Origin of the sequence: Megasphaera indica (assembly GCF_046614755.1) — a bacterium.
Lineage (GTDB): Bacteria > Bacillota > Negativicutes > Veillonellales > Megasphaeraceae > Megasphaera > Megasphaera intestinihominis.
Map to the genome: position 1 here is coordinate 1 of NZ_JBKKJR010000007.1, position 22,858 is coordinate 22,858.

At 53.5% G+C, this 22,858-nt stretch carries 20 protein-coding genes and 2 rRNA genes; 20 read left to right on the top strand and 2 right to left on the bottom strand.

All coding sequences use genetic code 11. The features are described from left to right. Nucleotides 1–106 (top strand): 23S ribosomal RNA (locus ACFCTO_RS05040); the annotation flags it as partial. Nucleotides 107–204: 98 nt separating this feature from the next. Next, nucleotides 205–321, top strand: a 5S ribosomal RNA gene (gene rrf, locus ACFCTO_RS05045). Nucleotides 322–761: 440 nt separating this feature from the next. On the opposite strand, the gene ACFCTO_RS05050 is transcribed toward rrf, so the two are convergent. Both ACFCTO_RS05050 and ACFCTO_RS05055 read right to left on the bottom strand, forming a co-directional pair. Continuing rightward, nucleotides 762–2,195 (bottom strand): sensor histidine kinase, encoded by a 1,434-nt coding sequence (locus ACFCTO_RS05050; RefSeq protein ID WP_499876483.1) that lies wholly within the window; start codon nucleotides 2,193–2,195, stop codon nucleotides 762–764. Continuing rightward, nucleotides 2,179–2,859 (bottom strand): response regulator transcription factor, encoded by a 681-nt coding sequence (locus ACFCTO_RS05055; RefSeq protein WP_292300705.1) that lies wholly within the window; start codon nucleotides 2,857–2,859, stop codon nucleotides 2,179–2,181. The genes ACFCTO_RS05050 and ACFCTO_RS05055 overlap by 17 nt, the downstream gene beginning before the upstream one ends. 513 nt (nucleotides 2,860–3,372) lie before the next feature. On the opposite strand from ACFCTO_RS05055, the gene fdxA reads away from it, so the two are divergent. The 18 genes from fdxA (at nucleotide 3,373) to ACFCTO_RS05145 (ending at nucleotide 22,849) form a co-directional block, all read left to right on the top strand. Continuing rightward, nucleotides 3,373–3,537: a 4Fe-4S ferredoxin gene (fdxA, locus tag ACFCTO_RS05060; protein ID WP_020309680.1), complete on the top strand. Its 165-nt coding sequence runs from the start codon at nucleotides 3,373–3,375 to the stop codon at nucleotides 3,535–3,537. Between the two features lie 125 nt (nucleotides 3,538–3,662). Continuing rightward, on the top strand, nucleotides 3,663–4,100 hold the full coding sequence (gene lspA, locus ACFCTO_RS05065; RefSeq protein WP_020309679.1) for a signal peptidase II: 438 nt from the start codon (nucleotides 3,663–3,665) through the stop codon (nucleotides 4,098–4,100). 10 nt (nucleotides 4,101–4,110) lie between these two features. Continuing rightward, entirely contained in the window at nucleotides 4,111–5,028 is a 918-nt protein-coding gene (locus tag ACFCTO_RS05070) for an RluA family pseudouridine synthase (protein ID WP_302485906.1), read from the top strand. Nucleotides 5,029–5,043: 15 nt separating this feature from the next. Further along, nucleotides 5,044–5,577 carry a bifunctional pyr operon transcriptional regulator/uracil phosphoribosyltransferase PyrR gene (gene pyrR / locus ACFCTO_RS05075; protein ID WP_499876484.1) on the top strand — a complete coding sequence of 178 codons (534 nt, stop codon included), beginning with the start codon at nucleotides 5,044–5,046 and terminating at the stop codon, nucleotides 5,575–5,577. Between the two features lie 205 nt (nucleotides 5,578–5,782). Next, entirely contained in the window at nucleotides 5,783–6,772 is a 990-nt protein-coding gene (dhaK, locus tag ACFCTO_RS05080) for a dihydroxyacetone kinase subunit DhaK (protein ID WP_292261589.1), read from the top strand. A gap of 6 nt (nucleotides 6,773–6,778) precedes the next feature. Continuing rightward, the gene (gene dhaL / locus ACFCTO_RS05085) at nucleotides 6,779–7,408 is read left to right on the top strand and encodes a dihydroxyacetone kinase subunit DhaL (protein WP_299723490.1); all 630 of its coding nucleotides are present in this window, start codon (nucleotides 6,779–6,781) and stop codon (nucleotides 7,406–7,408) included. Between the two features lie 21 nt (nucleotides 7,409–7,429). Beyond that, the gene (dhaM, locus tag ACFCTO_RS05090; RefSeq protein WP_292261584.1) at nucleotides 7,430–7,807 is read left to right on the top strand and encodes a dihydroxyacetone kinase phosphoryl donor subunit DhaM; all 378 of its coding nucleotides are present in this window, start codon (nucleotides 7,430–7,432) and stop codon (nucleotides 7,805–7,807) included. Nucleotides 7,808–7,813: 6 nt separating this feature from the next. After that, entirely contained in the window at nucleotides 7,814–8,770 is a 957-nt protein-coding gene (locus ACFCTO_RS05095; protein ID WP_292261583.1) for an alpha/beta hydrolase, read from the top strand. 139 nt (nucleotides 8,771–8,909) lie between these two features. After that, nucleotides 8,910–11,192: an adenosylcobalamin-dependent ribonucleoside-diphosphate reductase gene (locus ACFCTO_RS05100; RefSeq protein WP_499876485.1), complete on the top strand. Its 2,283-nt coding sequence runs from the start codon at nucleotides 8,910–8,912 to the stop codon at nucleotides 11,190–11,192. Between the two features lie 921 nt (nucleotides 11,193–12,113). Continuing rightward, nucleotides 12,114–12,806, top strand: coding sequence for a hypothetical protein (locus ACFCTO_RS05105; protein WP_499876486.1), 693 nt, complete (start codon nucleotides 12,114–12,116; stop codon nucleotides 12,804–12,806). A 37-nt stretch (nucleotides 12,807–12,843) separates the two neighbouring features. Next, entirely contained in the window at nucleotides 12,844–13,908 is a 1,065-nt protein-coding gene (locus tag ACFCTO_RS05110; RefSeq protein WP_499876487.1) for a phosphoethanolamine transferase, read from the top strand. 328 nt (nucleotides 13,909–14,236) lie between these two features. After that, nucleotides 14,237–15,310 (top strand): 3-phosphoserine/phosphohydroxythreonine transaminase, encoded by a 1,074-nt coding sequence (serC, locus tag ACFCTO_RS05115; RefSeq protein ID WP_292262353.1) that lies wholly within the window; start codon nucleotides 14,237–14,239, stop codon nucleotides 15,308–15,310. Nucleotides 15,311–15,334: 24 nt separating this feature from the next. Further along, nucleotides 15,335–16,927, top strand: coding sequence for a phosphoglycerate dehydrogenase (gene serA, locus ACFCTO_RS05120; RefSeq protein WP_292262350.1), 1,593 nt, complete (start codon nucleotides 15,335–15,337; stop codon nucleotides 16,925–16,927). 12 nt (nucleotides 16,928–16,939) lie between these two features. Further along, nucleotides 16,940–17,584: a histidine phosphatase family protein gene (locus tag ACFCTO_RS05125; RefSeq protein WP_292107600.1), complete on the top strand. Its 645-nt coding sequence runs from the start codon at nucleotides 16,940–16,942 to the stop codon at nucleotides 17,582–17,584. Between the two features lie 54 nt (nucleotides 17,585–17,638). After that, entirely contained in the window at nucleotides 17,639–18,919 is a 1,281-nt protein-coding gene (gene serS / locus ACFCTO_RS05130) for a serine--tRNA ligase (protein ID WP_292262347.1), read from the top strand. A 256-nt stretch (nucleotides 18,920–19,175) separates the two neighbouring features. Then, nucleotides 19,176–20,141, top strand: coding sequence for a class II fructose-bisphosphatase (glpX, locus tag ACFCTO_RS05135; protein WP_292301590.1), 966 nt, complete (start codon nucleotides 19,176–19,178; stop codon nucleotides 20,139–20,141). A gap of 382 nt (nucleotides 20,142–20,523) precedes the next feature. Further along, nucleotides 20,524–21,798: a UDP-N-acetylglucosamine 1-carboxyvinyltransferase gene (gene murA / locus ACFCTO_RS05140; protein ID WP_226884382.1), complete on the top strand. Its 1,275-nt coding sequence runs from the start codon at nucleotides 20,524–20,526 to the stop codon at nucleotides 21,796–21,798. Continuing rightward, nucleotides 21,779–22,849: a rod shape-determining protein gene (locus ACFCTO_RS05145; protein WP_020309664.1), complete on the top strand. Its 1,071-nt coding sequence runs from the start codon at nucleotides 21,779–21,781 to the stop codon at nucleotides 22,847–22,849. The genes murA and ACFCTO_RS05145 overlap by 20 nt, the downstream gene beginning before the upstream one ends. Nucleotides 22,850–22,858: the final 9 nt, after the last annotated feature.

The following is a 22,858-nucleotide window of genomic DNA, read 5'->3' on the forward strand; positions in this document are numbered from 1 at the left end:
CATTAGTAAGTAAGGTCCCACAAAGACGATGTGGTTGATAGGCCGGGAGTGGAAGTACAGCGATGTACGGAGCGGACCGGTACTAATAGACCGAGGACTTGACTACAAATATTCCTACCGATTGGTAGGGGTCGCCACGTGGGCGACCCGTTAAGAAGAAAACATTTTTATGCAGTTGTCAGGGCGCGACCCTGAACAATATAATTCAGTGGCGATAGCTGCGGGGATCCACCTGTTCCCATGCCGAACACAGCAGTTAAGCCCGCAAACGCCGAAAGTACTTGGGGGGAGGCCCCCTGGGAGGATAGGAAGCCGCTGATTAAGGAAAAAAAGCACTAGCTTAGGCTAGTGCTTTTTTTGTTGTTCGTTGTTAGTGGCTCGTGGTTCGTTTTTACGGCCTTATGGCCGCATCGTAGGGGCCAATCTTTAACCTCTCAGACCGCCTTTGGCGGTCAGCTCCCCTATAAAGGGAGCCTTGGGCGGCCCGCCGCGAATAAATGGTGATATACATAACAGGTCCATGAGGCATGGTTCGTAGGACTGCGGATTCTAACTGCTAACTGCTGACCGCTAGCTGCTAGTAGGGGCGCCCACGTGGGGCGCCCGTTCGGAATAATGGCATATCCATCATACATGACAGGTGATGCAGGAAAACACGCACATATATTAGTATACGTTATGCTCACATAGTCACAGCGGGCTTGCCACGTGCAGGCCCCTACGAAAGCGGTCCGGTGGACCGACCGCTAACGGCTAATCCATCACTCTTCCTGCGTGCGTTGGAAGATGGCGGTGACTGTCGTTCCTTTATGGAGGGTGCTGTCTAATTCCAGTTCGGCATTATTGGCCTTGGCGATGTATTTGGCGATGGACAGGTCCAGGCCGGATCCGCCTGTGTCTTTGGTGCGGGACGAATCGACGCGGTAGAAGCGTTCAAAAACGCGTTCCAGGTCTTCTTTGGGGATGCCGATGCCTGTATCGCTGATGACATAGCGGACGGTCTTTTCGTCGGCCTGGCAGGTCAGGGTGACCTGTCCGCCGGCAGGCGTATATTTCAGGGCATTGTCGACGAAGATGCGCAGCATCTGTTTGACGCTGCCCGGTTCGGCCGTAATCAGGGCTTCGTCGTTTTGACGCAGGATGATCTGGTGTTCTTTGTCGATGAGGCTGACTTCGCTGTATACTTCCTGCAGGAGGTCGGCCGTATTGATTTTCGTAAAGTGTTTCAACAGCGTTCCATTATTGGAACGGGCAAAGAAGAGCAGGCGTTCGATGAGCTGCTTCATATAGTCCGTTTCTGATTTGATGGCCGTCAGGCTTTCGTTGAGGACGGCCGGGTCGTCTTTGCCCCAGCGGCATAAGAGGTCGGCGTAGCCGGCAATGACGGTAATCGGCGTCCGCAATTCGTGGGACGCGTCGCTGATGAACTGCTGCTGTTGTTTATAACCGTATTCGATGCGGTCCAGAGCCTGGTTGATGCTGACGGCCAGGTCGTGGAGTTCGTTCTTGTTGTCAGACAGGGCGATACGGTTGTCCAGGCGGTTGACTTCAATGGTCTTGACCGTGTCATTGATGACCTGCAAGGGGGCCAGGGAGCGCTTCATGAGGTACATACCCGTGAAGATGGTCAAAATCAGGCTGATGAGGACCGAAGCCAGGAGCTGTTTCGATAAGAGCGACACGAAGCCCGTTTCTTTATCGGGGCGTTGAGAAAAGCGCAGGTAGTAGTTCTTTCCCTGTTTGTCCGTCCAGAGTTGATAATAGGAGAATTCAGACGATTCGTTGCCTTGGACGCTGGTGGGCAGCGGCTTTTTCTGCGGATTGCTTATGGCGTCGTCGATGTAGCGGTCGCTCAGTTTGCGGACGGCATGGGTCGGGCCGTTGTCGACGATGAGATGGCCTGCGCCGTCATAAATTTGTAAGTTCATCGACGGTGGTACGTTGGCCCGGATAAATATCGTCGTATCGACCTTTCCGTAGTCGTCCAGGTATTGGATGGCCGCCGCAGCGCGGGACTTCAATTCATCGCGCAGGGAGTCGTTCATGATGTAGTGGACGCTGGTAATGGTTACGACCGATACGGTCAGGAGGATGAAAAAGACGATAGACGAATAGAGCAGGACCATTTTAGCGAAAATGGGCAGGGGAGCGATGAGCAGGTGCTGTGTCAGCCAATGATTAATCTTCTGCCACATAACCGACTCCACGGACTGTACGGATGTAGTTGCGCCCGTTCGGGCCCAGTTTGCTGCGCAGGTAACGGATATAGACGTCGACGATATTCGTGTCGCCGATGTAATCGTAGCCCCATACCTCTTCGACGATGCGCGATCGCGAGAGGACGATGTTCTTGTTCCGGACTAAATAGGCGAGGAGCTCGAATTCTTTCTTCGTCAATTTTAATTTTTTTGTTCCCTTCATGACTTCGTGACGGTCGAGGAATAAAGTGATGTCATTCAGCTGGAGAAAATTTCCCCGGTCGGCCAGCTGATGGCGTTCTCGCAGGAGGACACGGATGCGGGCAAAGAGTTCTTTGCTGTTGAAGGGTTTGGTCAGATAGTCGTTGGCGCCGATGTCCAGGCTGACGACTTTCGTTTCGATATCGTCTTTGGCTGAGAGCATCATGATCGGGACGTTCGATAGTTCCCGCGTCCGCTTACAGATGGTCAGGCCGTCGACGTCAGGCAGCATGATGTCCAGCAGGATGAGGTCAAAGTGTTCCTGGCCGATGCGGTCCATGGCAGCGGCGCCGTTGTATTCGATGCCACATTCATAGCCTTCATGTTCCAACTCCATTTGCAGGAAGCGGGCGATTTGTTTTTCGTCTTCGACGATTAAGATATGTGTCTTTTCGGTCATATAACAACCTCCCCAAAAAAGAATTTGCACACTCTAAGCCATATACATACTATTATAACGTATAAATTCCCTTTTTTGTACTACTCATTCGGACATTGTTACAAAAATATCACGAAAATTTAATCTATTTTTAATCTTTAGGGATTTACTTTTCGCCAGAACCTGTTATTATAGTATATGTAGAACAGATCATCTACGAGACGTTGGAGAAGTAAGTTGTTCATATACCCCTCGAACACCCCTATCTTATTTTCTTCAACTGCTGAGATATTGTCTTCCCCCGATGATATCTTGCAAAAAGAGAAAGCCGGCTCCCCTCGCCGGCTTTTTCTATTTCTGCGGAAAATGATTTTGGCGAAATTTTGAGAAAATTTTTTGGACAATCGCAAAAACCTAGGAAATACCTATATCTTTACCCATTCGGTATTCATTGACAAGTCTGTCTATTCGTGTAATAATGAGGAAGACGAAGGGGAGATTCCCCCGAAGGCTTGATGTTTGGAGGTGAAAACCATGCATGTTATTTCCGACGAATGCGTAAAATGCGGCGCTTGCGCTAGCACTTGCCCGACCGGTGCCATCGAAGAAGGCGAAACGAAATACGTTGTAACTGATTCCTGCATCGACTGCGGTGCTTGCGAATCCGCTTGTCCTACAGGCGCTATTGCAGCTGAATAATTGCTTCGGCAAAAGGCTGTCGCAGAAGGCTTTGGCCATCATGCGGCGGCCTTTTTTTATTGAATTTTCCCTGCTTCTGTGATAGGATAAAAGCACTGTAAGATGCATAATAGGAGGAGTTTGCTTTGTATGTATTAGGCATTGCCCTGGCCGTGACCGTTGTCGATCAGCTTACGAAATACGCTATCCATCAGGCCATGGTCCTTCATGAATCCATTCCGGTCATTCCGGGATTTTTTCATATTACTTATATTTTGAATCGCGGTGCTGCTTTTGGGATTTTAGAAAATCAGCAGTGGCTCTTTTTAGTCATGGCCTTGGCCTTATTCCTGCTGTATGGTCTATTCCGCAAGAAATTGCCGGCGACGCCCTGGGTTTATGGCGGGGCGGGGCTGCTTTTGGGCGGTGCCCTGGGCAATGCCCTGGATCGGACGCTCCGCGGGGCAGTAACAGATTTCTTCGATTTTCGCATCTGGCCCGTATTCAACGTTGCCGATATCGGTATCGTCGTCGGCGTCGCACTTTTGTTATGGTATAGTTGGACCCATATTTCGGATAAATGAGGATGAAGACATGGAAGAAAAGAAATTAATAGTCACAGAACAGGAACAGGGAAAGCGGCTGGACGTCTATTTGACGACGGCCCTGGATATTTCGCGCAGTTATGCCCAGCAGCTCATTCAGCGCAAGGAAGTCACCGTCAACGGTAAGGAAGCCAAGGCCAACCGCCGCCTCAACGAAGGCGATCAGGTACAGGCTGTCATCGAACTCCAGGAAGAATATAAGGTGGTCCCGCAGGACATCCCCTTGGATATCGTCTATGAAGATAAGGACATCATCGTCGTCAATAAGGCCCGCGGCATGGTCGTCCACCCGGCTGCAGGCAATCCCGACGGGACCCTGGTCAATGCTCTGCTCTATCACTGCCAGGGCGAGTTGTCGGGCATCAACGGCGTCATCCGCCCGGGTATCGTCCATCGCCTGGACAAGGATACGTCAGGCGTCATGGTTGCCGCCAAGACCGATGAAGCTCATAAGGGGCTGGCCGAACAGATTAAAGAACATTCGGCGCACCGGACGTACTGGGCCCTGGTCCACGGCAATATTTCGGAAGAACGGGGCGTCGTCGATGCCCCTATCGGCCGCCATCCCAAAGACCGGGTCAAGATGGCCGTCACCTTTAAGGGTGGCCGCGAAGCTGTGACCCATTTCAAAGTATTGAAGCGCTATGGCGATTACACCTGGGTCGAATGTAAGTTGGAAACGGGCCGGACTCATCAGATCCGCGTCCACATGGCTTATATCCATCATCCCGTCGTCAACGACCCCTTGTACGGGTATAAGAAGGATGATTTCCCTATCGACGGTCAGGCCCTTCACTCGCATACTCTCGATCTGGTCCATCCGATTACGGGGAAGACCATGCATTTTGAAGCGCCAGCGCCGGCTGATTTCCTGGCCTGCCTGGAACGGGCGGAAAAGAAAGACTGACAGGTGGTGAGTCACATGTGTAAAGAAAAGACACTGCTCATGGACGAAAAAGCAATCGGCCGGGCTATCCGCCGCATTGCCCATGAAATCATTGAACGCAATAAAGGCCTGGACAAGACGGTACTCGTCGGTATCCATACGCGCGGCGTCCCCCTGGCTCAGCGCCTGGGCCGGGAACTGGCAGCTATCGAAGGCCGGGATGTGCCCGTGTATGATCTCGATATTTCGGCTTATCGCGACGACGACCGCAAGAGCCCCATCGCCGTCAGCGATGCCGGCAAATTCGATGCCGACGGCCAGACGGTCATCTTAGTCGACGACGTCCTGTTCACGGGACGGACGGTCCGGTCGGCCCTCAATGCCATCATGGAACTGGGGCGGCCTCAGTTCATCGAACTGGCTGTTCTCGTCGACCGGGGTCACCGGGAACTGCCGATCCGTGCCGATTATGTCGGCAAAAATGTGCCGACGTCACGGAAGGAAGACGTGTCGGTTCAATTAAAGGAAACCGATTCGTGCGACCGCGTCGTCTTGCGGGAACAGAATTGATTTTCCCCTTATTTCTTGCTATACTTAAGTGAACATCGCACGAAGTTTTCGACCATTTTATCTGGTTATCCTGGCGTTAATGTTTGAAGTTTGATGTAAATTTTTAACCATCCGCTAACAACTGACTGCTAGCCAATAACCACTTAAAAGAGCTTGTCGCACGTGCGACAAGCTCTTTTAATATATCTAGAAAGAAGGGGTTATCATGAAAAAAATTGTCAATGATGTCAATAACGTTGAAGAGGAAATGATTCAGGGCCTGGTCAAATCGGCACCGAAGAAGCTGCGCAAACTCGATTATGGGACCATCGTCGTCCGGGCCGACAAAAAAGAAGGCAAAGTCGCCCTGGTCAGCGGCGGCGGCAGCGGCCATGAACCGGCTCATGCCGGCTACGTCGGCACGGGCATGCTCGACTGCGCCGTGGCCGGGACGGTCTTCACGTCGCCGACACCGGACCAGGTCCTGGAAGGCATCAAAGCCGTAGCGACGGATAAAGGCGTCCTCTGCGTCGTCAAGAACTATACAGGTGATGTCATGAACTTTGAAATGGCCATCGAAATGGCAGCCGATGAAGATATCAAGGCCGACTATGTCGTCGTCAATGATGACGTCGCCGTCCGGGACAGCCTGTATACGACGGGCCGCCGCGGCGTAGCCGGTACGATTTTCGTCCATAAGATCGCCGGTGCCAAAGCTGAACAGGGCGCTGAACTGCCGGAAGTCAAGGCCGTCGCCGAAAAGGTCATTGCCAACGTCCGCTCCATGGGCATGGCCATCGAACCGTGCACTGTTCCGGCTGCGGGGAAACCGGGCTTTGAACTGGCCGATGATGAAATGGAAATCGGTATCGGCATCCATGGCGAACCGGGGACGCATCGGGAAAAAATGCGTCCGGCCAATGAAATCGCCAAGATGCTCGTCGACCAGATCCTGGCGGATCTCGATTATAAAGGTCATGAAGTCGTCGTTCTCATCAACGGTATGGGCGGGACGCCGCTCATGGAACTGTACATCGTAAACAACTTCGTACAGGATTATCTCAAGGAACAGGGCATCAGCGTCTACGACACGATGGTCGGCAATTATATGACATCCATCGAAATGGCTGGTTTCTCCATCACTCTCCTGCGACTGGATGACGAAATGAAGGCTCTCTACGACGCACCGGCTGATACGCTGGCCTGGAAAAAATAAGAGGGGATGAATTCATTGGATACGAAACAGATGGCAGCCATCATCGAAGGGATGGCTAAGAAAATCGAAGCAGAAAAAGAATATTTGACCGAACTCGACAACGAAATCGGTGACGGCGACCACGGCATCAACCTGGCCCGCGGCTTTGAAGCCGTCGAAAAGAAGCTGCCTTCCCTGGCAGGCGGCGACATCGGCGCCCTGCTCAAAGGCGTCGGCATGCAGCTCGTGTCGACAGTTGGCGGCGCATCGGGCCCGCTCTACGGGACGGCCTTTATGAAAGCCGGCATGGCCTGCAAGGGCCTGACGGAAATCGACGGACCTGCTTTCGTCAAAGCCATGGAAGCCGCTGTCGACGGCATCAAGATGCGCGGCAAGGCGACAGAAGGCGAAAAGACCATGCTCGATGCCTTGTGCCCGGCACTGAAAGTCATGCAGGATGACGTAGCGGCCGGCAAATCATTGAAAGAAGCCTTGCAGGATGCGGCTCAAGCTGCGGAAAAAGGCGTAGAATACACGAAGACCATTATCGCTACCAAAGGGCGTGCCAGCTATTTAGGCGAACGCAGCCTGGGCCATCAGGATCCGGGCGCTACGTCGTCGCTCTATTTGCTGCAGGTCCTGGCTGAAATGGCCTGATCTTTAGGAGTGAAGGAAAAGATGGTAGGAATCGTATTGATTTCCCACAGCCAGAAGGCCGCTGAAGGGGCCGTTGAACTGGCCCGCATGATGGCGCCTGATGCGCCTATTGCCGCTGCCGGCGGACTCGAAGACGGCAGCCTGGGAACGAGTTTCGAGAAAATCACGGCGGCTGTCGAAGCCGTAGATCAAGGCGATGGCGTCGCCTGCATCATGGATATGGGCAGTGCCGTCATGACGGCAGAAATGGTCGCTGAAAGCCTGGACGACCGGCAGATACAGCTCCTGGACTGCCCCTTCGTCGAAGGTGCCGTCATCGCCGCCATTGAAGCGGCTGGCGGTACGCCTCTGGCTGCCATGCAGGATAAAGTAGAAGCCAGCCGGGACAGGAAGCTGTAAGGTATCATGATGAAGCGCTTCTTGAAACGCCTGCTCCTGTTCCTGGTCTGCCTGGCCGTCATCTTGGGCGGTATCGGGGCTTATATCGGAAACATGGCTTATGAAGAATTTTATGATGCTCCCTGGGACCAGCTCCTGGGCATCGAGAACCACAGCCGCGACGTGTCCACCGTCCGCCAGTGGGAAAAGGAACGGGGCTGGGAACCGGTCCGGGTCAATGGCCAGGACGGGACGATCCTGCGCGGGACGTATATCGAGAACCGCCATGATTCCCATAAGACGGTCATCCTCATCCACGGCCTCTACCAGAATCGGTCCATGTGCCTGCCTTATATGGAAGTCTATCGCCGCCTGGGCTATAATATCCTGCTCATCGACCTGCGGGGCCACGGCGAAAGCGAAGGGGCCCATACGGAATGGGGCATCCGGGAAATCGATGACCTGGCCATGTGGTGCCAGTGGCTGCGCAACCGCGATGAACAGATGAGCATCGGCCTGCACGGCGTCTCCCTCGGAGCGGCCATGGCCCTGCTGTATGCAGGCAGTGAATACGGCAAGGACCTGTCCTTTGTCGTCGCCGATAGCTCTTATGGCAATATCATCTCCCTGGGACGGGAGAAATTGTGGCAGGCTTCAGGAGATAAGCGGGCTATCTGGAGTTATGACCTCCTGGACCCCTTCTTCCAGGCTGCCATGTTCTACCATACCCACAAGACCGTGTCTTCCCTGGAACCGGCGCAGGCTGTGAAGCGGATGAAGATGCCTGTCCTCTTCCTTCACGGCAGCGACGATGCCCTGGTGCCGGTCAAGACGGCAAAGAGCCTCTATGATAATTGTACGAGCCCGAAAAAAGAACTCTATATTTTTGCCGACTCTCCTCATGCCGTCGGCATTGAAACAGACCGCAGCGAATACCTGCGCGTCGTCAGCCGTTTCATAGAAAAGGATGTCCTCAATGACTAGGAAGGCGTCGGACTATGCATTTCCGATACTTGACTATTTCCCGCCATCCTACTATTATTAGTATAGTAAATGACCGCCGTCTACTACATGTAGTAGACGGCGGTCATGCGTTTGCTATGCGCAGTGGAGGAGGAAGATTATGAACGAACAAGAATGGCTCGGTGCAGAGAATCAGCTCGGCCTCGATATTTGGAAGAATAAATATTGCGATAACGGCGAAACCTTTGACCATTGGGTCGGCCGCATCAGTGGCGGCGATGAAGAAGTCGCCGATTTGATCAAAACCAAGAAATTTCTCTTTGGCGGCCGCATCCTGGCCAACCGGGGACTGGAATATGAAGGCAAGAAGATTACCTTGTCCAACTGTTACGTCATGACGCCGCCGGAAGACAGCATCGAAAGCATCTTCGACCGGGCCGGGAAATTGGCCCGGACCTACAGCTACGGCGGTGGCTGCGGCATCGATATTTCCCGCTTGAGTCCGAAAGGGGCGCGCATCAACAACGCGGCCAAAGAAACGAGCGGTTCCATTTCCTTTATGACCCTCTATTCCCTGGTCACGGAACTGATTGGCCAGAACGGCCGCCGCGGGGCCTTGATGATTTCCATCGACTGTGCCCATCCTGATGTCCTGGATTTCATCAAGCTCAAGACGGACCTCAATAAGGTGACTAAGGCCAATATTTCCATCCGCCTGAGCAATGAATTCATGGAAGCCGTCAAGGAACACAAACAGTTCCGCCTCCATTTCAAGCGACAGGAAACGGGGCAGGTCATTGAAAGCCTGGTCAATGCAGCCGACGTCTTCCGCCTGGTCGCAGAAACGAACTGGGACTATGCCGAACCGGGCGCCCTGTTCTGGGACCGCATCAAATCGTGGAACCTCCTGGCCCACACGCCGGAATTTTCCTTTGCCGGCGTCAATCCCTGCGCCGAAGAACCGTTGCCGGCCGGTGGCTCCTGTCTCTTGGGCAGCATGAACCTGGCCAACTTCGTCAACGATCCCTTTACGCCGAACGCTACCTTCGATTTCGATGAATTCAAGCGCTGCGTCCGCATTGCCGTCCGGGCCCTGAACGATGTCCTCGAAGAAGGCCTGCCCCTGCATCCCTTGGAAGAACAGCGGGAAAGCGTCAAAGCCTGGCGCCAGATCGGCCTGGGCATCATGGGTCTCGGCGACATGCTCATCCAGATGGGCCTGACTTATGGCAGCACAGACGCCGTCGCCTTCTGTCATGATATCGGCTTTGCCATGGCCGATACGGCTATCGCTGCGTCGGCAGAACTGGCTCATCAGCGCGGTGCCTTCGAAAAATGCCATATCGATGAAATCATGAGTACGCCTTATTTCAAGGCCAACACGACGGAAGCGACGGCCAAACTGGTCAAGGAATACGGCCTGCGCAATTCCCAGCTCCTGACCATCGCCCCGACGGGGACTTTGTCGACGATGCTCGGCATTTCCGGCGGCATCGAACCGATTTATGCGAACTTCTATGAACGCAAGACGGAATCCCTCCACGGGACGGACGTCTATTATAAGGTCTATACGCCTATTGTCGAACGCTATATGAAGAAGCACCACATCAAAGACGACGGCCAGCTTCCGGAATACTTCGTCACGGCCCTGACCCTGGATTATCATGAACGCGTCGAAATGCAGGCAGCCTGGCAGCAACATATCGATGCGTCCATCAGCTCGACAGTCAACGTGCCCAACAGCTTTACCGTCGAAGATACGGAAGACCTCTACCTCTTGGCCCATGAAAAGGGCTGTAAAGGCCTGACCCTGTTCCGCGACGGCTGCAAGCGGGCCGGTATCCTGACGACCCATGAAGAAGAAAAACGCGTACCTACGGCTGGTGAAGGCCTGGAACGCGGTGAAATCGTCAGCATCGACGACAACGTCATCGGCAAGAAACGTAAACTCATCACGGGTTGCGGCAGCCTGCATTGCATGGCTTTCTTCGATCCCCAGACAGGGGCTCTCCTGGAAACATACCTCAGCAAGGGCTCGACAGGCGGCTGCAACAACTTCATGATCGGCTTGTCGCGCATGATTTCCATCAGTGCCCGCGCCGGCATCGATATCTATACCATCGTCGACCAGCTCAATTCGACAGGCAACTGCCCGTCCTATTCGGTGCGCCGGGCGACGCGCGGCGATACCAGCCGCGGTTCGTGCTGCCCCATGACGGTCGGCAACGCCCTGCTGGAAATGTTCGATGAAGTCCAGGAAGAACTGCATCAGACGGCATCCGTCGCCAGCGGCCATACGCCAGTCAAAAAGACGCCGGTCCGGCCGAAAGCTGAAAAGAAGGTCACAGCCGAAAGCATGCTCTGCCCCCAGTGCGGCGAACCCTTAGTCTTTGAAGGCGGCTGCAACACCTGCAAAAACTGCGGCTGGAGTAAATGTAATTAAGATGCTGACGCCCCATATGGGGAGGCCCGTCTTACCGCATCTTGACGCATCTGCCTGCGTCAGCAATTCCTCGACGTAGCCCTGCTACGCCTTGCGGATTGCTTCCTCGGCAGATACGCCAATCTGCGGCAATCCGAACCACCTCATATGGGGTGTCAGCATCGAGTCACGGCCTTTGTTGGGCAATGTGGTAAACTGACGTTTCCTAGAGACGGCATCAGACTCTATGCAATCTATGGAAAATTGGGAAAAGCCAATGAGTCGTGCCACTGGCTGACGCTGGCTTTTGGGAAATGGGCAATCCGGACTGTAGGGGTCGCCGCGTGGGCGACCCGCTGGAGACTGATAGTAGATAGCCCGTGGCAGGATGATGGGACTGGTTTATCCGAACGGTATGGATTACGTATGCCTCTTCACTCCGGACGGGCGCGCCACGGGCACGCCCCTACGGCTGAAATGTGGTAAACTGACGTTTCCCAGAGACGGCATCAGACTCTGGGCTGTGGGAGATTTGGAAAAGCCAATGAGTCGTGCCACTGGCTGACGCTGGCCTGGCATGTTTGTATTGATGTAATACGATAGACCTGTTCACATCATTGTGCGCAGGTCTTTTTTTATGGGATAATATCATGACTTTATGGCTATTGTGTTGTTTTCGTTTGCTCGGACTCAGATGCGGCGTTCCGCCGCGACAGACTCAAACTAACAACGACACTTCAGGACGCCTTCAGCGCGTAGCGGGCCGCCCGCTGGGACGGCCCCTACGGAAACGGTCCATTGGACCGCTTAAAGGCTAGGCGACTGAGATGTTTAAGGACTCCTTTATTTTTGTTATTCATATAAATTGTGTTATAATGAAACGGATTTGCGACAACGATTTGTCGATTTTATTACAATGAGAAAAGTAAAGGAGCGGAAAGTATGCAAGTTTTATCATATATGCAGCGTCATAGACAGACGGTTTATCGTAGTGTGCTGTGTATTATCTTATTTGTGCTAGCAGGAATCTTGATTCAATGGTGGATTCCTTCTTCAGCGTCACTTGCCTTTAAGGGGAGATTATTTTACAGTGGATTCGCTTTGGCATTGAGTATGTTCCTGTGGAAGTATTCTCGACCCTATATAGGGATTTTTTGTTTGTATACGGGAATTTTCTTATCTTCTTCATTAGTACCGATATTAGCGGGGCAACATGTGCAGCGTGTTGATGTGACAGTGGCATATCTGATAGGGGCATCTTTGTTTTTATTTTTCACCGATTTAATCTATATCAGCCGTCATATTCGTAAGAAGTTCTTACGTCGTGTACTTGATGGCGTTCTGTATGTATGCTTAGGAATTGCCTTATTATTGCCACTGTTCATTTGGGGCTATTATGCTGTCAGCGGCCACGTTCTATCGGCTACTATTGTTTTGACATTGTTTCAAACAAATGGCAGTGAATCCCTGGCCTATCTTAAAAGTCAGAATTTGTCCGTATGGGGAGGGACGTTCGTAGCGCTTATTTTTATCCTCATTGGCTTAGGGAGCATGTTATATCGCCTTAAAACACCTTCTATCGTTTATTCTAAAAAAAATCATCTGTGTATTATCTGTTCTCATTTTAGCTATTAGCGGACATGCTGTTGTCAAAGCCACGGATTATTTACCAGTGCGCATTGTAACAGAAACAAAGGATGCTTTGCACCAATATAAAGAATATGGCAAAGCGAAAGCACAGCGGGAAGCGCGTCTACAACAGCTGCAAGGCCTGAAGATTACATCGGACGGTGGGATATTTGTGTTAGTCATCGGTGAATCAGAGACACGGGATCATATGGGGGCTTACGGGTACGACAGAGATACGACGCCATGGATGAGTGAAGAAACGCAGAAACCGGAAGCTATCCTTTTCCAAAATGCTTATTCAAATCATACCCATACAGTACCTGTCTTGACCTATGCGCTCAGTGAAAAGAATCAGTACAATAATGTCCCGTTGGAAAAGGCCTATTCCCTCATGGAAATTGCCAAGGCCGCTGGATATGATACTTTTTGGATTAGTAACCAGCGAAAATATGGAGCGTGGGATACGCCGGTAGCTGAAATCGCCAGTACCGCAGCCCATCAGGCCTGGCTCAATGAACGGACAGGAACACATGACCTCCGGTCTGATTATTATGATGATGTCTTGATAAAGGCTCTGCCCGATTTGACAAATGAAAAAAATGCCTTGATTGTCATTCATCTCATGGGCTGTCATGGTTCCTATGCAGATCGTTATCCTGAAGATTGGAAGCATTACAGCGGCAAGAGTGATGTTATCGATAAATATGACAATGCTGTCCGTTATAATGATTATGTTCTCCAACAGATTTATGAAAAGCTAAAAGAAAATCCTCGGTTCAAAGGATTCATTTATTTTTCCGATCATGGAGAAGATGTGGAACACAATTATGGGCATGAAGCCAGCAAATATACGGCAACGATGAGCCATATCCCTCTTTTCATGGCTTTTAGCCCGGATTTTCAGGCTGAACGGGCACAGACGGTAGAGACACTTCGTTCTCATGAAAATAGTTACTGGACGAATGACTTGCTTTATGATGTCATGACAGATATTTTAGGAATCCAAGGTGTTCCCGGCACAGACTTAAATTGGAATCTGGCTTCATCGCAGTATAGCATGACAAAAGATACCTTGCGGACTTTACATGGAAAACAAGCCCTTCAATAGATATCGGTAAAATTTGTCTTGACAGGCAGGGCGTTTGTGTTTATAATAAACGTAATTTTACAGAAGGCGATGAAGGAGAAGCAAATTATGGGTCCTTTCAGAGAACTGCCGGGTGGTGCGAGGCAGCAGGGCTGTAAGGCGTTCCGCTCTGGAGCTGCAAATGATGAATTTGACGGGTACGCCCGATATAGCGGTACAAGTTGGCCGAAAGGCAAGTTGGGTGGCAACGCGGGAATATCGACTCTCGTCCCTTTGATGGGACGGGAGTTTTTTTATTGGTATGGCAGAAGACTTTCCCTGCGGTCTTCGCGCAGTAAGAGGTGGAAATATGAAGAGAGTGTACAATTTCAATGCAGGTCCATCGGCAATGCCTTTGGAAGTCCTCAAGGAAGTTCAGGATGAATTCCTCGATTTCAATCACACGGGGATGAGCATCGTCGAAATCAGTCATCGCAGTGCTGCCTATCAGGAAATGCAGGACGACACGGTGGCGACGCTGAAGAAGCTCCTGGCTGTTCCAGATGATTATCATATCGTCTTCATCCAGGGCGGCGGCAGTATGCAGTTCGTCATGCACGCAGCGAATTTCCTCAAGAAACGCGGCGGTTATCTGAATACTGGGGTATGGTCCAATAAGGCCATGGAAGCCGCTTCCTTCTACGGGGAAACGTATGAAGTCGCTTCGAGCAAAGCCGATGGCTTTACGTACATCCCCAAGGCAGACCGTTTCGTCGTCAAGCCCGACACGGACTATATTTACATGACATCGAACAATACCATACATGGGACGGAATGGCATGATTTCCCGTCTTTCGACGTTCCCTTGTTCTGTGATATGTCCAGCGATTTCCTCAGCCGTCCGGTCGATGTGAAGAATTTCGATTTCATCTATGCCGGTGTCCAGAAGAATGTCGGCCCGGCCGGCGTCGTTGTGGCCATCATCAAGGACGACTTGCTGAAGAAGGTCTGCCGTGATTTGCCGCTCATGCTGCAGTACAAGACCTATGTCGACCACGATTCGACGTACAATACACCGCCGGTCTTCAACATTTATTTCGTCAATAAAGTGGCCCACTGGCTCGACGATAACGGCGGACTGGCTGCCATGCATGAACGAAATAAGAAGAAAGCGGCTATCGTCTACGGTGTCATCGACGACAGCAACGGCTTCTACCGCGGCCATGCCCGCGTAGATTCGCGCAGCCTCATGAATGTCACCTTCAACCTGCCGACGAAGGAACTGGAAGCCCAGTTCGTCGCTGAAGCGGCTGATCACGACCTCATCGGTGTCAAGGGGCACCGTTCCATCGGCGGCTGCCGGGCATCGATTTACAATGCCGTTACCGAAGAAGGATGCCAGGCTCTGGCCGATTTCATGAAAGCGTTCCAGAAAAAACATTAATGTATTACATAGGGGGAGAAGAAAATGAAGATTTTAGTCAGCGATGACGTATCGATGAAAGGCGTAGATCTCTTACGCGAAAATGGATATGAAGTAGATGTGAAGAAGAACCTCGATGAACAGGGCCTCATCGACTGCATCGGCGAATACGACGGCCTCATTACCCGTTCCATGACCCACGTCACGGAAAAGGTCATCGAAGCGGCTACGAAATTGAAGGTCATCGGCCGTGCCGGTGTCGGCGTCGACAGCATCGACTTGAAGAGTGCGACGGCACGGGGCATCGTCGTCGTCAATACGCCGACGTCCAACACCCTGGCCGCTACGGAACATACCTGCGCCATGATCATGGCCATTACCCGCCACATCCCGCAGGCCCACAATTCGCTCATGGCCGGCAACTGGGACCGCAAGACCTTTACGGGCATCCAGCTCCAGAACAAGACCATCGGCATCATCGGCGTCGGCCGCATCGGTTCGCGCATTGCCAAACGCATGCAGGCTATGGAAATGAAGACCATCGGCTATGACCCGTACATCCCGGAAGAACGGTTCAAACAGCTCGGCGTCGAACAAGTCGACCTGGATACGCTCCTCAAGCGGTCGGACTACATTACCATGCATACGCCGCTGACCAAAGAAACGCGGGGCCTCATCGGCAAGGAAGAAATCGCCAAGATGAAAGACGGCGTCCGGGTCATCAACGTATCCCGCGGGGCGGTCCTCGATATCTATGCACTGGCTGAAGCGCTCAAGAGCGGCCACGTCGCCGGCGCCGCTATCGACGTCTTCCCGACGGAACCGCTGACCAAGGACATCAACCCCTTCCTGGGCATGGATAACGTCGTCATTACGCCGCACCTCGGCGCTTCGACTGTCGAAGCTCAGATCGGCGTTTCCGTCGACGTCGCCGAAGGCGTCATGGAAGCCCTGAAAGGCGAACCCGTCGCTACGGCCGTCAACATGGCTCCTGTACCGCCCAATGTCTACAATGTCATCCATCCTTATTTCGACCTCATGGAACGCATGGGCAACCTGGCCGTTTACCTGGCCGATGCACCGATGAAGGAAATCGAAGTCGAATACACGGGCGAACTGGCCGATACAGAAACGCGCCTGCTGACGACGGCCGTCCTCAAAGGGGCCCTCAATCCGATCCTCCAGGAATCGGTCAACTACGTCAATGCCGCCGAAGTCGCCAAGACGCGCCACATTGCCATCAAAGAAATCAACAGCCAGTCCAATGGCTATTTCGTCAACTCCGTCACTGTCCGGGTCCGCACCAATAAGGGCGAACACGCCATCGTCGGCGTCTTGTTCAACGGGACGGAAGCCAAAATCGTCCAGATCGATGAATACCGCGTCGACTTCACGCCCGAAGGCTACCTGCTCCTGGTACCGCACGTCGACCAGCCGAACATGATCGGTCAGATTTCGACCATCCTCGGCCAGGCTCATATCAACATCATGGGCATGCAGGTAGGCCGCATGACCAAATCGGGCAACAACATCATGGCCATTGCCGTCCAGGATGACATCCCCAACGACATCATGGTCAAGCTCCGCTCGATCAACGGCATCCTCGACATGAAGCTCATTCACTGCGATATTCACTAACAGGGGGAAACTATGGTACGCATCATACTCATTCGCCACGGCGAAACACAATGGAATATTGAAGGCCGTTACCAGGGCCAGGAAGACACGCACCTGAGCGAACGGGGCCTCCGCCAGGGCCATATGGTCGCCGAAGGCCTGAAGGATACGCCCATCGATGTAGCCATTTCCAGCCCCCTCGAACGGTCGTACATGACCTGCTCTTTCTGTGCGGACCTCCACGGCCTGCCGGTCCTCAAGGACGACAGGCTCCTGGAAATCAACCACGGCGATTGGGAAGGGAAGCTGGCTGATGAAATCGAAGCCAAGTATCCTGAAGAATTCCACCGCTGGCATACACAGCCTCATACGGTGACCATGCCCGGCCAGGGCGGCGAATCCCTGGAAGATGTCCGCGTCCGCGCCCGCGCTGCCTTTGACGATTACGTCCGGAAGTACGACGGCAAGACGGTTCTCGTCGCCGCTCATGACGCCGTCAACAAGGCCATCATCTGCGATGTCCTGGGCCTGGATATGAGCCATTTCTGGCAGATCAAACAGGATAATACGTGCATCAACGTCTTGGAATGTCAGGACGGCGTATGGCGCCTGGTCCTGCTCAATTCTACGAATCACATGGGGTATTTGTTCAGCGGTATTGAACAAAAGGGCTTATAAGGCTATAATACGAGGGGTATAAAAGCATATTTACTGAGGAAGGAAGAAACTATCATGTTAGATACGAAATTCATCCGCGAACACGTGGAAGAAGTCAAAGAAAATATTAAGAACCGCCATGCCAAAGCCGATGTCGACGCTTTCGTCGCCTTGGACAACCAGCGCCGCGACATTCTTCAGAAAGTTGAAGCCATGAAGAACGAACGCAACACGGTCACCAAGGAAATCAGCCAGCTCAAGCGCAACAAAGAAAATGCGGACGCCCAGATCGCAGCCATGAAGAAGCTCGGCGACGACATCGACGTCCTCGATAAAGAAGTCAAGAAAGTTGAAGCTGACATGCGCGCTATCCAGCTCATGATCCCCAATATGTGCCACCCCTCGGTCCCCGTTGGCAACGACGACAGCGACAACCCGGAAGTCCGCAAATGGGGCGAACCGACGAAATTCGATTTCCAGCCCCTCAATCATTGGGACGTCGGTGAAAAACTGGGCATCCTCGATTCCGAACGGGCTGCTAAAGTCACGGGTGCCCGCTTCTATTATTATATCGGCGCCGGCGCCCGCCTGGAACGCGCTGTCTACAACTTCATGCTCGACCAGCATACAGAAAAGGACGGCTACACCGAAGTCATCCCGCCGTACATCGTCAACCGCGATTCCATGACCGGTACAGGCCAGCTGCCGAAGTTCTACGAAGATATGTACAAGCTCAACGTCGAAGGCGAAGAAATGTACATGATCCCGACGGCAGAAGTACCGCTGACCAACTACTACCGCGGTGAAATCATCGACGGTGCCAAGCTGCCGGTCTACTTCACGGCCATGACGCCGTGCTTCCGTGCCGAAGCCGGTTCGGCTGGCCGCGATACGCGGGGCCTCATCCGCCAGCACCAGTTCCACAAAGTCGAAATGGTCAAATACGTCGCTCCGGAAACGAGCTATGACGAACTCGATAAACTGACCAACAACGCCGAAGATATCCTCAAGGCCCTGGGCCTGCCGTACCACGTCGTCTGCCTCTGCACGGGCGATATCGGCTTCTCCGCTGCCAAGACCTTCGACGTCGAAGTCTGGTTCCCGGCACAGGGGAAATACCGTGAAATCTCGTCGTGCTCCAATACGGAAGATTTCCAGGCACGCCGGGCCAATATCCGCTTCCGCCGCACGCCGAAATCGAAACCGGAATTCGTCCATACCCTGAACGGCTCCGGCCTGGCTGTCGGCCGTACCGTCGCCGCTATCCTGGAAAACTACCAGCAGGCTGACGGCTCCGTCATCGTGCCGGAAGTCCTCCGCCCGTACATGCATTGCGACGTGATCACGAAACAGTAGTAGGGGACGCCCGCGTGGGGTGTCCACTTCTGAATTTGAGCGGTTCGACCTCTCCGGCTTTTCAGGCCACCTCTCCTATGAGGAGAGGCAAGGTTTGTGACGAACGAGAAAACTTTAAATTTAAATCCATCTGCTAACAACTAACTGCTAGCCACTAACCACTAAAAAACTCCTGCCCCGAGGCAGGAGTTTTTTCACTCTGTCTAGAAGTAATACTATATATGTATTTCAATTATTTTTAGATAGGAGGTTCACTATGGATCGCGTATTGACCTTGGAATTTGTCCGCGTTACCGAAGCGGCTGCCGTCAAGGCTGGCCGCCTCATGGGGAAGGGCGACAAGATGGGCGCCGACCAGTTGGCTGTCGATGGGATGCATTCGATTTTATCGACGGTTCCTATTGATGGGACTGTCGTCATCGGCGAAGGCGAAATGGACGAAGCGCCGATGCTCTATATCGGTGAAAAAGTCGGCGCCGGCGGCACGGAAGTCGATATCGCCGTCGACCCGCTGGAAGGGACGAACCTGACGGCGAAAGGACAGGATGGGTCCATTGCCGTCATGGCCATCGCCCGCAAGGGGAACTTGCTCCACGCTCCGGACATGTACATGGAAAAGCTCTGTGTCGGCCCGCGGGCCAAAGGCCGCATCGACCTGACCCAGCCCGTTCAGGAAAACCTGCGCCGCATCGCCGAAGGCCTGGAACGAGGCATCGACGATCTGACCGTCGTCATCCTCGATCGGCCGCGCCATCAGGAAATCATCGACGAATGCCGCAGTGCCGGCGCCCGCATCAAGCTCATCACGGACGGTGACGTCTCGCCGGCTGTCGACGCCGGTATCGAAGGGTCCGGCGTCCACGTCCTCATGGGCATCGGCGGCGCTCCGGAAGGCGTCCTGGCTGCAGCGGCCCTGAAATGCCTGGGCGGCGATATGCAGGCCCGCCTCATTCCCTATACCGACGAAGAACGGAAGCGCTGCTGGGAAATGGGCATTGATGACATCAACCGCGTCATGACCCTCGACGACCTGGTCAAAGGCGACGACTGCATCTTCTCGGCGACGGCCATTACCGATACGCCCATGATGCGAGGCGTCCAGTACTTTGGCGGCGGCGCCCGCACCATGTCTGTCGTCATGCGCTACAAGAGCGGCACAATCCGCTTCATCGACACGTTCCACCGCTTCGACAAGAAAGCCAAATGGAGTATTCATTTGTAAAAGCCGCAGTTCGCAGGCCGCTGTCAGCCGTCAGCTGTTAGCAGTCAGCAGTCAGTCGTCAGCAGTTAGCGTCCCGCTTGTAGGTTGAAGAAAAATTTCCGAGTGATTTCGTCTGTAGGGGCTTGCACGTGGCAAGCCCGCTCCGGAATATGAGTGATTTTCCGGATTGGGGAGAACGTCGTCAAATATCCAGCGGGTCGCCCACGTGGCGACCCCTACAGCTTAAAAAGGGCTTATCGCACGGCGACAAGCCCTTTTTTTTTCTCCCCTTTTATGGTACAATGACTTGATAGTAATTATATGCTCATAATGGTACCTTAGGCGCCATTGCCTTTGGGCCATTTAGAATAAACTACTCGAATAGTATTAGGAGGCACCAGAATTGGAGAAACTTGTTATTCATGGTGGAAAGCCCTTACAGGGTACGGTTCGCGTCAGCGGGGCTAAAAATGCCGTGCTGCCTATCATTGTCGCATCTATGCTGGGAACGACGCAGAGTACTTTGACAGAAATCCCGAAATTAGCCGACGTACATACCGTCTGTGACGTCATCGCGTCCCTCGGCGTTCATATAGAACATCCTGAAAGAGATACACTGGTCATCGATGCCCATGAGCTGACATCGACAACGGCTCCGTATGATTTAGTGCGCCGTATGCGTGCATCTTTTTTGGTTATGGGACCTTTACTGGCCCGCAAGGGGAGGGCCCAGATTTCCCTGCCCGGCGGCTGCTCCATCGGTGCCCGTCCTATCGACCTGCACCTCAAGGCTTTTGAAGCCATGGGAGCCGTCATCAACCTGGAAAACGGAGACATCGAAGCGACGGCACCGAATGGCCTCAAAGGGGCTCAGATCTATCTCGATTTCCCCAGCGTCGGCGCTACGGAAAATATCCTCATGGCTGCATCCATGGCCGACGGTAAGACGGTCCTGGAAAATGCCGCAGAAGAACCGGAAATCGTCGATTTGGCAACGTACCTCAACAGTATGGGCGCCAACATCCGCGGTGCCGGCACCAACGTCATCCGCATCGAAGGCGTCAAGGAACTGCATGGCGCCAATCACGCCGTCATCCCCGACCGCATCGAAGCGGGTACTTTCATGGTCGGCGCGGCCATGACCCAGGGCAATGTCTTCGTAGAGAATGCCATTTCGGAACACTTGAAGCCCCTCATTTCCAAATTGAAAGAAGTCGGCGCCGAAGTCCAGGAAGAAATCGACGGCATCCGCGTCATCGGCCATGAACCGCTTCGCCCGGCCGATATCAAGACCCTGCCTTATCCCGGTTTCCCGACAGACATGCAGGCCCAGTTCATGGCCCTGACGACTATCTGCCAGGGGACGAGTGTCGTCACCGAAACGGTCTTTGAAAACCGCTTCATGCACGTCGACGAATTCAAGCGCATGGGCGCCAAGATTCGCATCGAAGGCCGCAGCGCCATCGTCGAAGGCGTCCCCAGGCTCAAAGGGGCCTCTGTCAATGCGACGGACCTGCGGGCCGGTGCTGCCTTAGTCCTGGCTGGCCTCGTCGCCGAAGGGGAAACGGAAGTCGGCTATTTATACCACATCGACCGCGGTTATGATAATCTCGTATTAAAATTACAAAGGCTAGGTGCAGACATTGTTCGCGTCAATATTGAGGAAGAAGAAAACTAAGAAAAGAGTACAGCCGAAACAGTCCCACTCGTTCTTTCTGGCCAACTGGTTCGGCAGCGATATCGCTATCGACCTGGGAACGGCCAATATCATCGTGTTCGTCAAGAACCGGGGCATTGTCGTCAATGAACCGGCCGTCATCGCCGTCGATACGATGGAAAATAAAGTCGTCGCCATCGGCCGCGAAGCCCAGGCTATGCTGGGGCGGACGCCGCGTAACATCCACGCCTACCATCCGCTGCGCAACGGCGTCATCGCCGACTACGATGCGACGGAATACATGCTGCGCTACTTCATCCGCAAGGCCATCGGCAAGGCGCTGATCTTTAAACCCCGCGTCGTCATCTGCGTCCCGTCGAGCGTCACCAACGTCGAACGGCGGGCCGTCATCGAAGCGGCCATGCAGGCCGGTGCCCGCAAGACGACGGTCATGGAAGAACCGCTGGCTGCCGCTATCGGCGCCGGTCTGGACATTGCCACGTCTAATGGTTCCATGGTCGTCGACATGGGTGGCGGGACGACGGACGTCGCCGTCCTCAGCCTGAGCGGCGTCGTCATCAGCGAATCCCTGCGCATTGGCAGCAACACTTTTGACGAAGCGATTATCCGCTATTTGGAAAAGATCAAGCACGTCGCCATCGGTCAGCACACAGCAGAAGAGCTGAAGATACTCATCGGCACGGCTATGGGCGACGGCCGGCGCATGACGGCCGATGTCCGCGGCCGCAGCACTGAAACGGGCCTGCCGACGTCGGTCGATATCGACTCGCAGGAAATCCGCCAGGCCCTGGACGAACCGATCCAGACCGTCCTCAAGACGATCGTCTCCATCCTGGAAAAGACACCGCCCGAACTGGCTGCGGACATTGCCGACCATGGCATCGTCCTCACCGGCGGCGGCCTGCTCCTGGATAGTTTCGACCGCCTCATTTCCCAGACGACGGGCATGGCAGCCTATCTTTGCGATGAACCCCTGTTGTGCGTCGCCAACGGAGCCGGTAAGGCTTTGCGGGAAATGGACCGCTTAAAAGATAGTTTTGATGATTTATAGAGTGCTCCG

What these genes read in the sequence shown, in the direction of transcription:
- ACFCTO_RS05050 (WP_499876483.1), bottom strand. Translation starts at nt 2,195, where the DNA reads ATGTGGCAGAAGATTAATCATTGGCTGACACAGCACCTGCTCATCGCT.
- ACFCTO_RS05055 (WP_292300705.1), bottom strand. Translation starts at nt 2,859, where the DNA reads ATGACCGAAAAGACACATATCTTAATCGTCGAAGACGAAAAACAAATC.
- fdxA (WP_020309680.1), top strand. Translation starts at nt 3,373, where the DNA reads ATGCATGTTATTTCCGACGAATGCGTAAAATGCGGCGCTTGCGCTAGC.
- ACFCTO_RS05070 (WP_302485906.1), top strand. Translation starts at nt 4,111, where the DNA reads ATGGAAGAAAAGAAATTAATAGTCACAGAACAGGAACAGGGAAAGCGG.
- pyrR (WP_499876484.1), top strand. Translation starts at nt 5,044, where the DNA reads ATGTGTAAAGAAAAGACACTGCTCATGGACGAAAAAGCAATCGGCCGG.
- dhaK (WP_292261589.1), top strand. Translation starts at nt 5,783, where the DNA reads ATGAAAAAAATTGTCAATGATGTCAATAACGTTGAAGAGGAAATGATT.
- dhaL (WP_299723490.1), top strand. Translation starts at nt 6,779, where the DNA reads ATGAATTCATTGGATACGAAACAGATGGCAGCCATCATCGAAGGGATG.
- dhaM (WP_292261584.1), top strand. Translation starts at nt 7,430, where the DNA reads ATGGTAGGAATCGTATTGATTTCCCACAGCCAGAAGGCCGCTGAAGGG.
- ACFCTO_RS05095 (WP_292261583.1), top strand. Translation starts at nt 7,814, where the DNA reads ATGATGAAGCGCTTCTTGAAACGCCTGCTCCTGTTCCTGGTCTGCCTG.
- ACFCTO_RS05100 (WP_499876485.1), top strand. Translation starts at nt 8,910, where the DNA reads ATGAACGAACAAGAATGGCTCGGTGCAGAGAATCAGCTCGGCCTCGAT.
- ACFCTO_RS05105 (WP_499876486.1), top strand. Translation starts at nt 12,114, where the DNA reads ATGCAAGTTTTATCATATATGCAGCGTCATAGACAGACGGTTTATCGT.
- serC (WP_292262353.1), top strand. Translation starts at nt 14,237, where the DNA reads ATGAAGAGAGTGTACAATTTCAATGCAGGTCCATCGGCAATGCCTTTG.
- serA (WP_292262350.1), top strand. Translation starts at nt 15,335, where the DNA reads ATGAAGATTTTAGTCAGCGATGACGTATCGATGAAAGGCGTAGATCTC.
- ACFCTO_RS05125 (WP_292107600.1), top strand. Translation starts at nt 16,940, where the DNA reads ATGGTACGCATCATACTCATTCGCCACGGCGAAACACAATGGAATATT.
- serS (WP_292262347.1), top strand. Translation starts at nt 17,639, where the DNA reads ATGTTAGATACGAAATTCATCCGCGAACACGTGGAAGAAGTCAAAGAA.
- glpX (WP_292301590.1), top strand. Translation starts at nt 19,176, where the DNA reads ATGGATCGCGTATTGACCTTGGAATTTGTCCGCGTTACCGAAGCGGCT.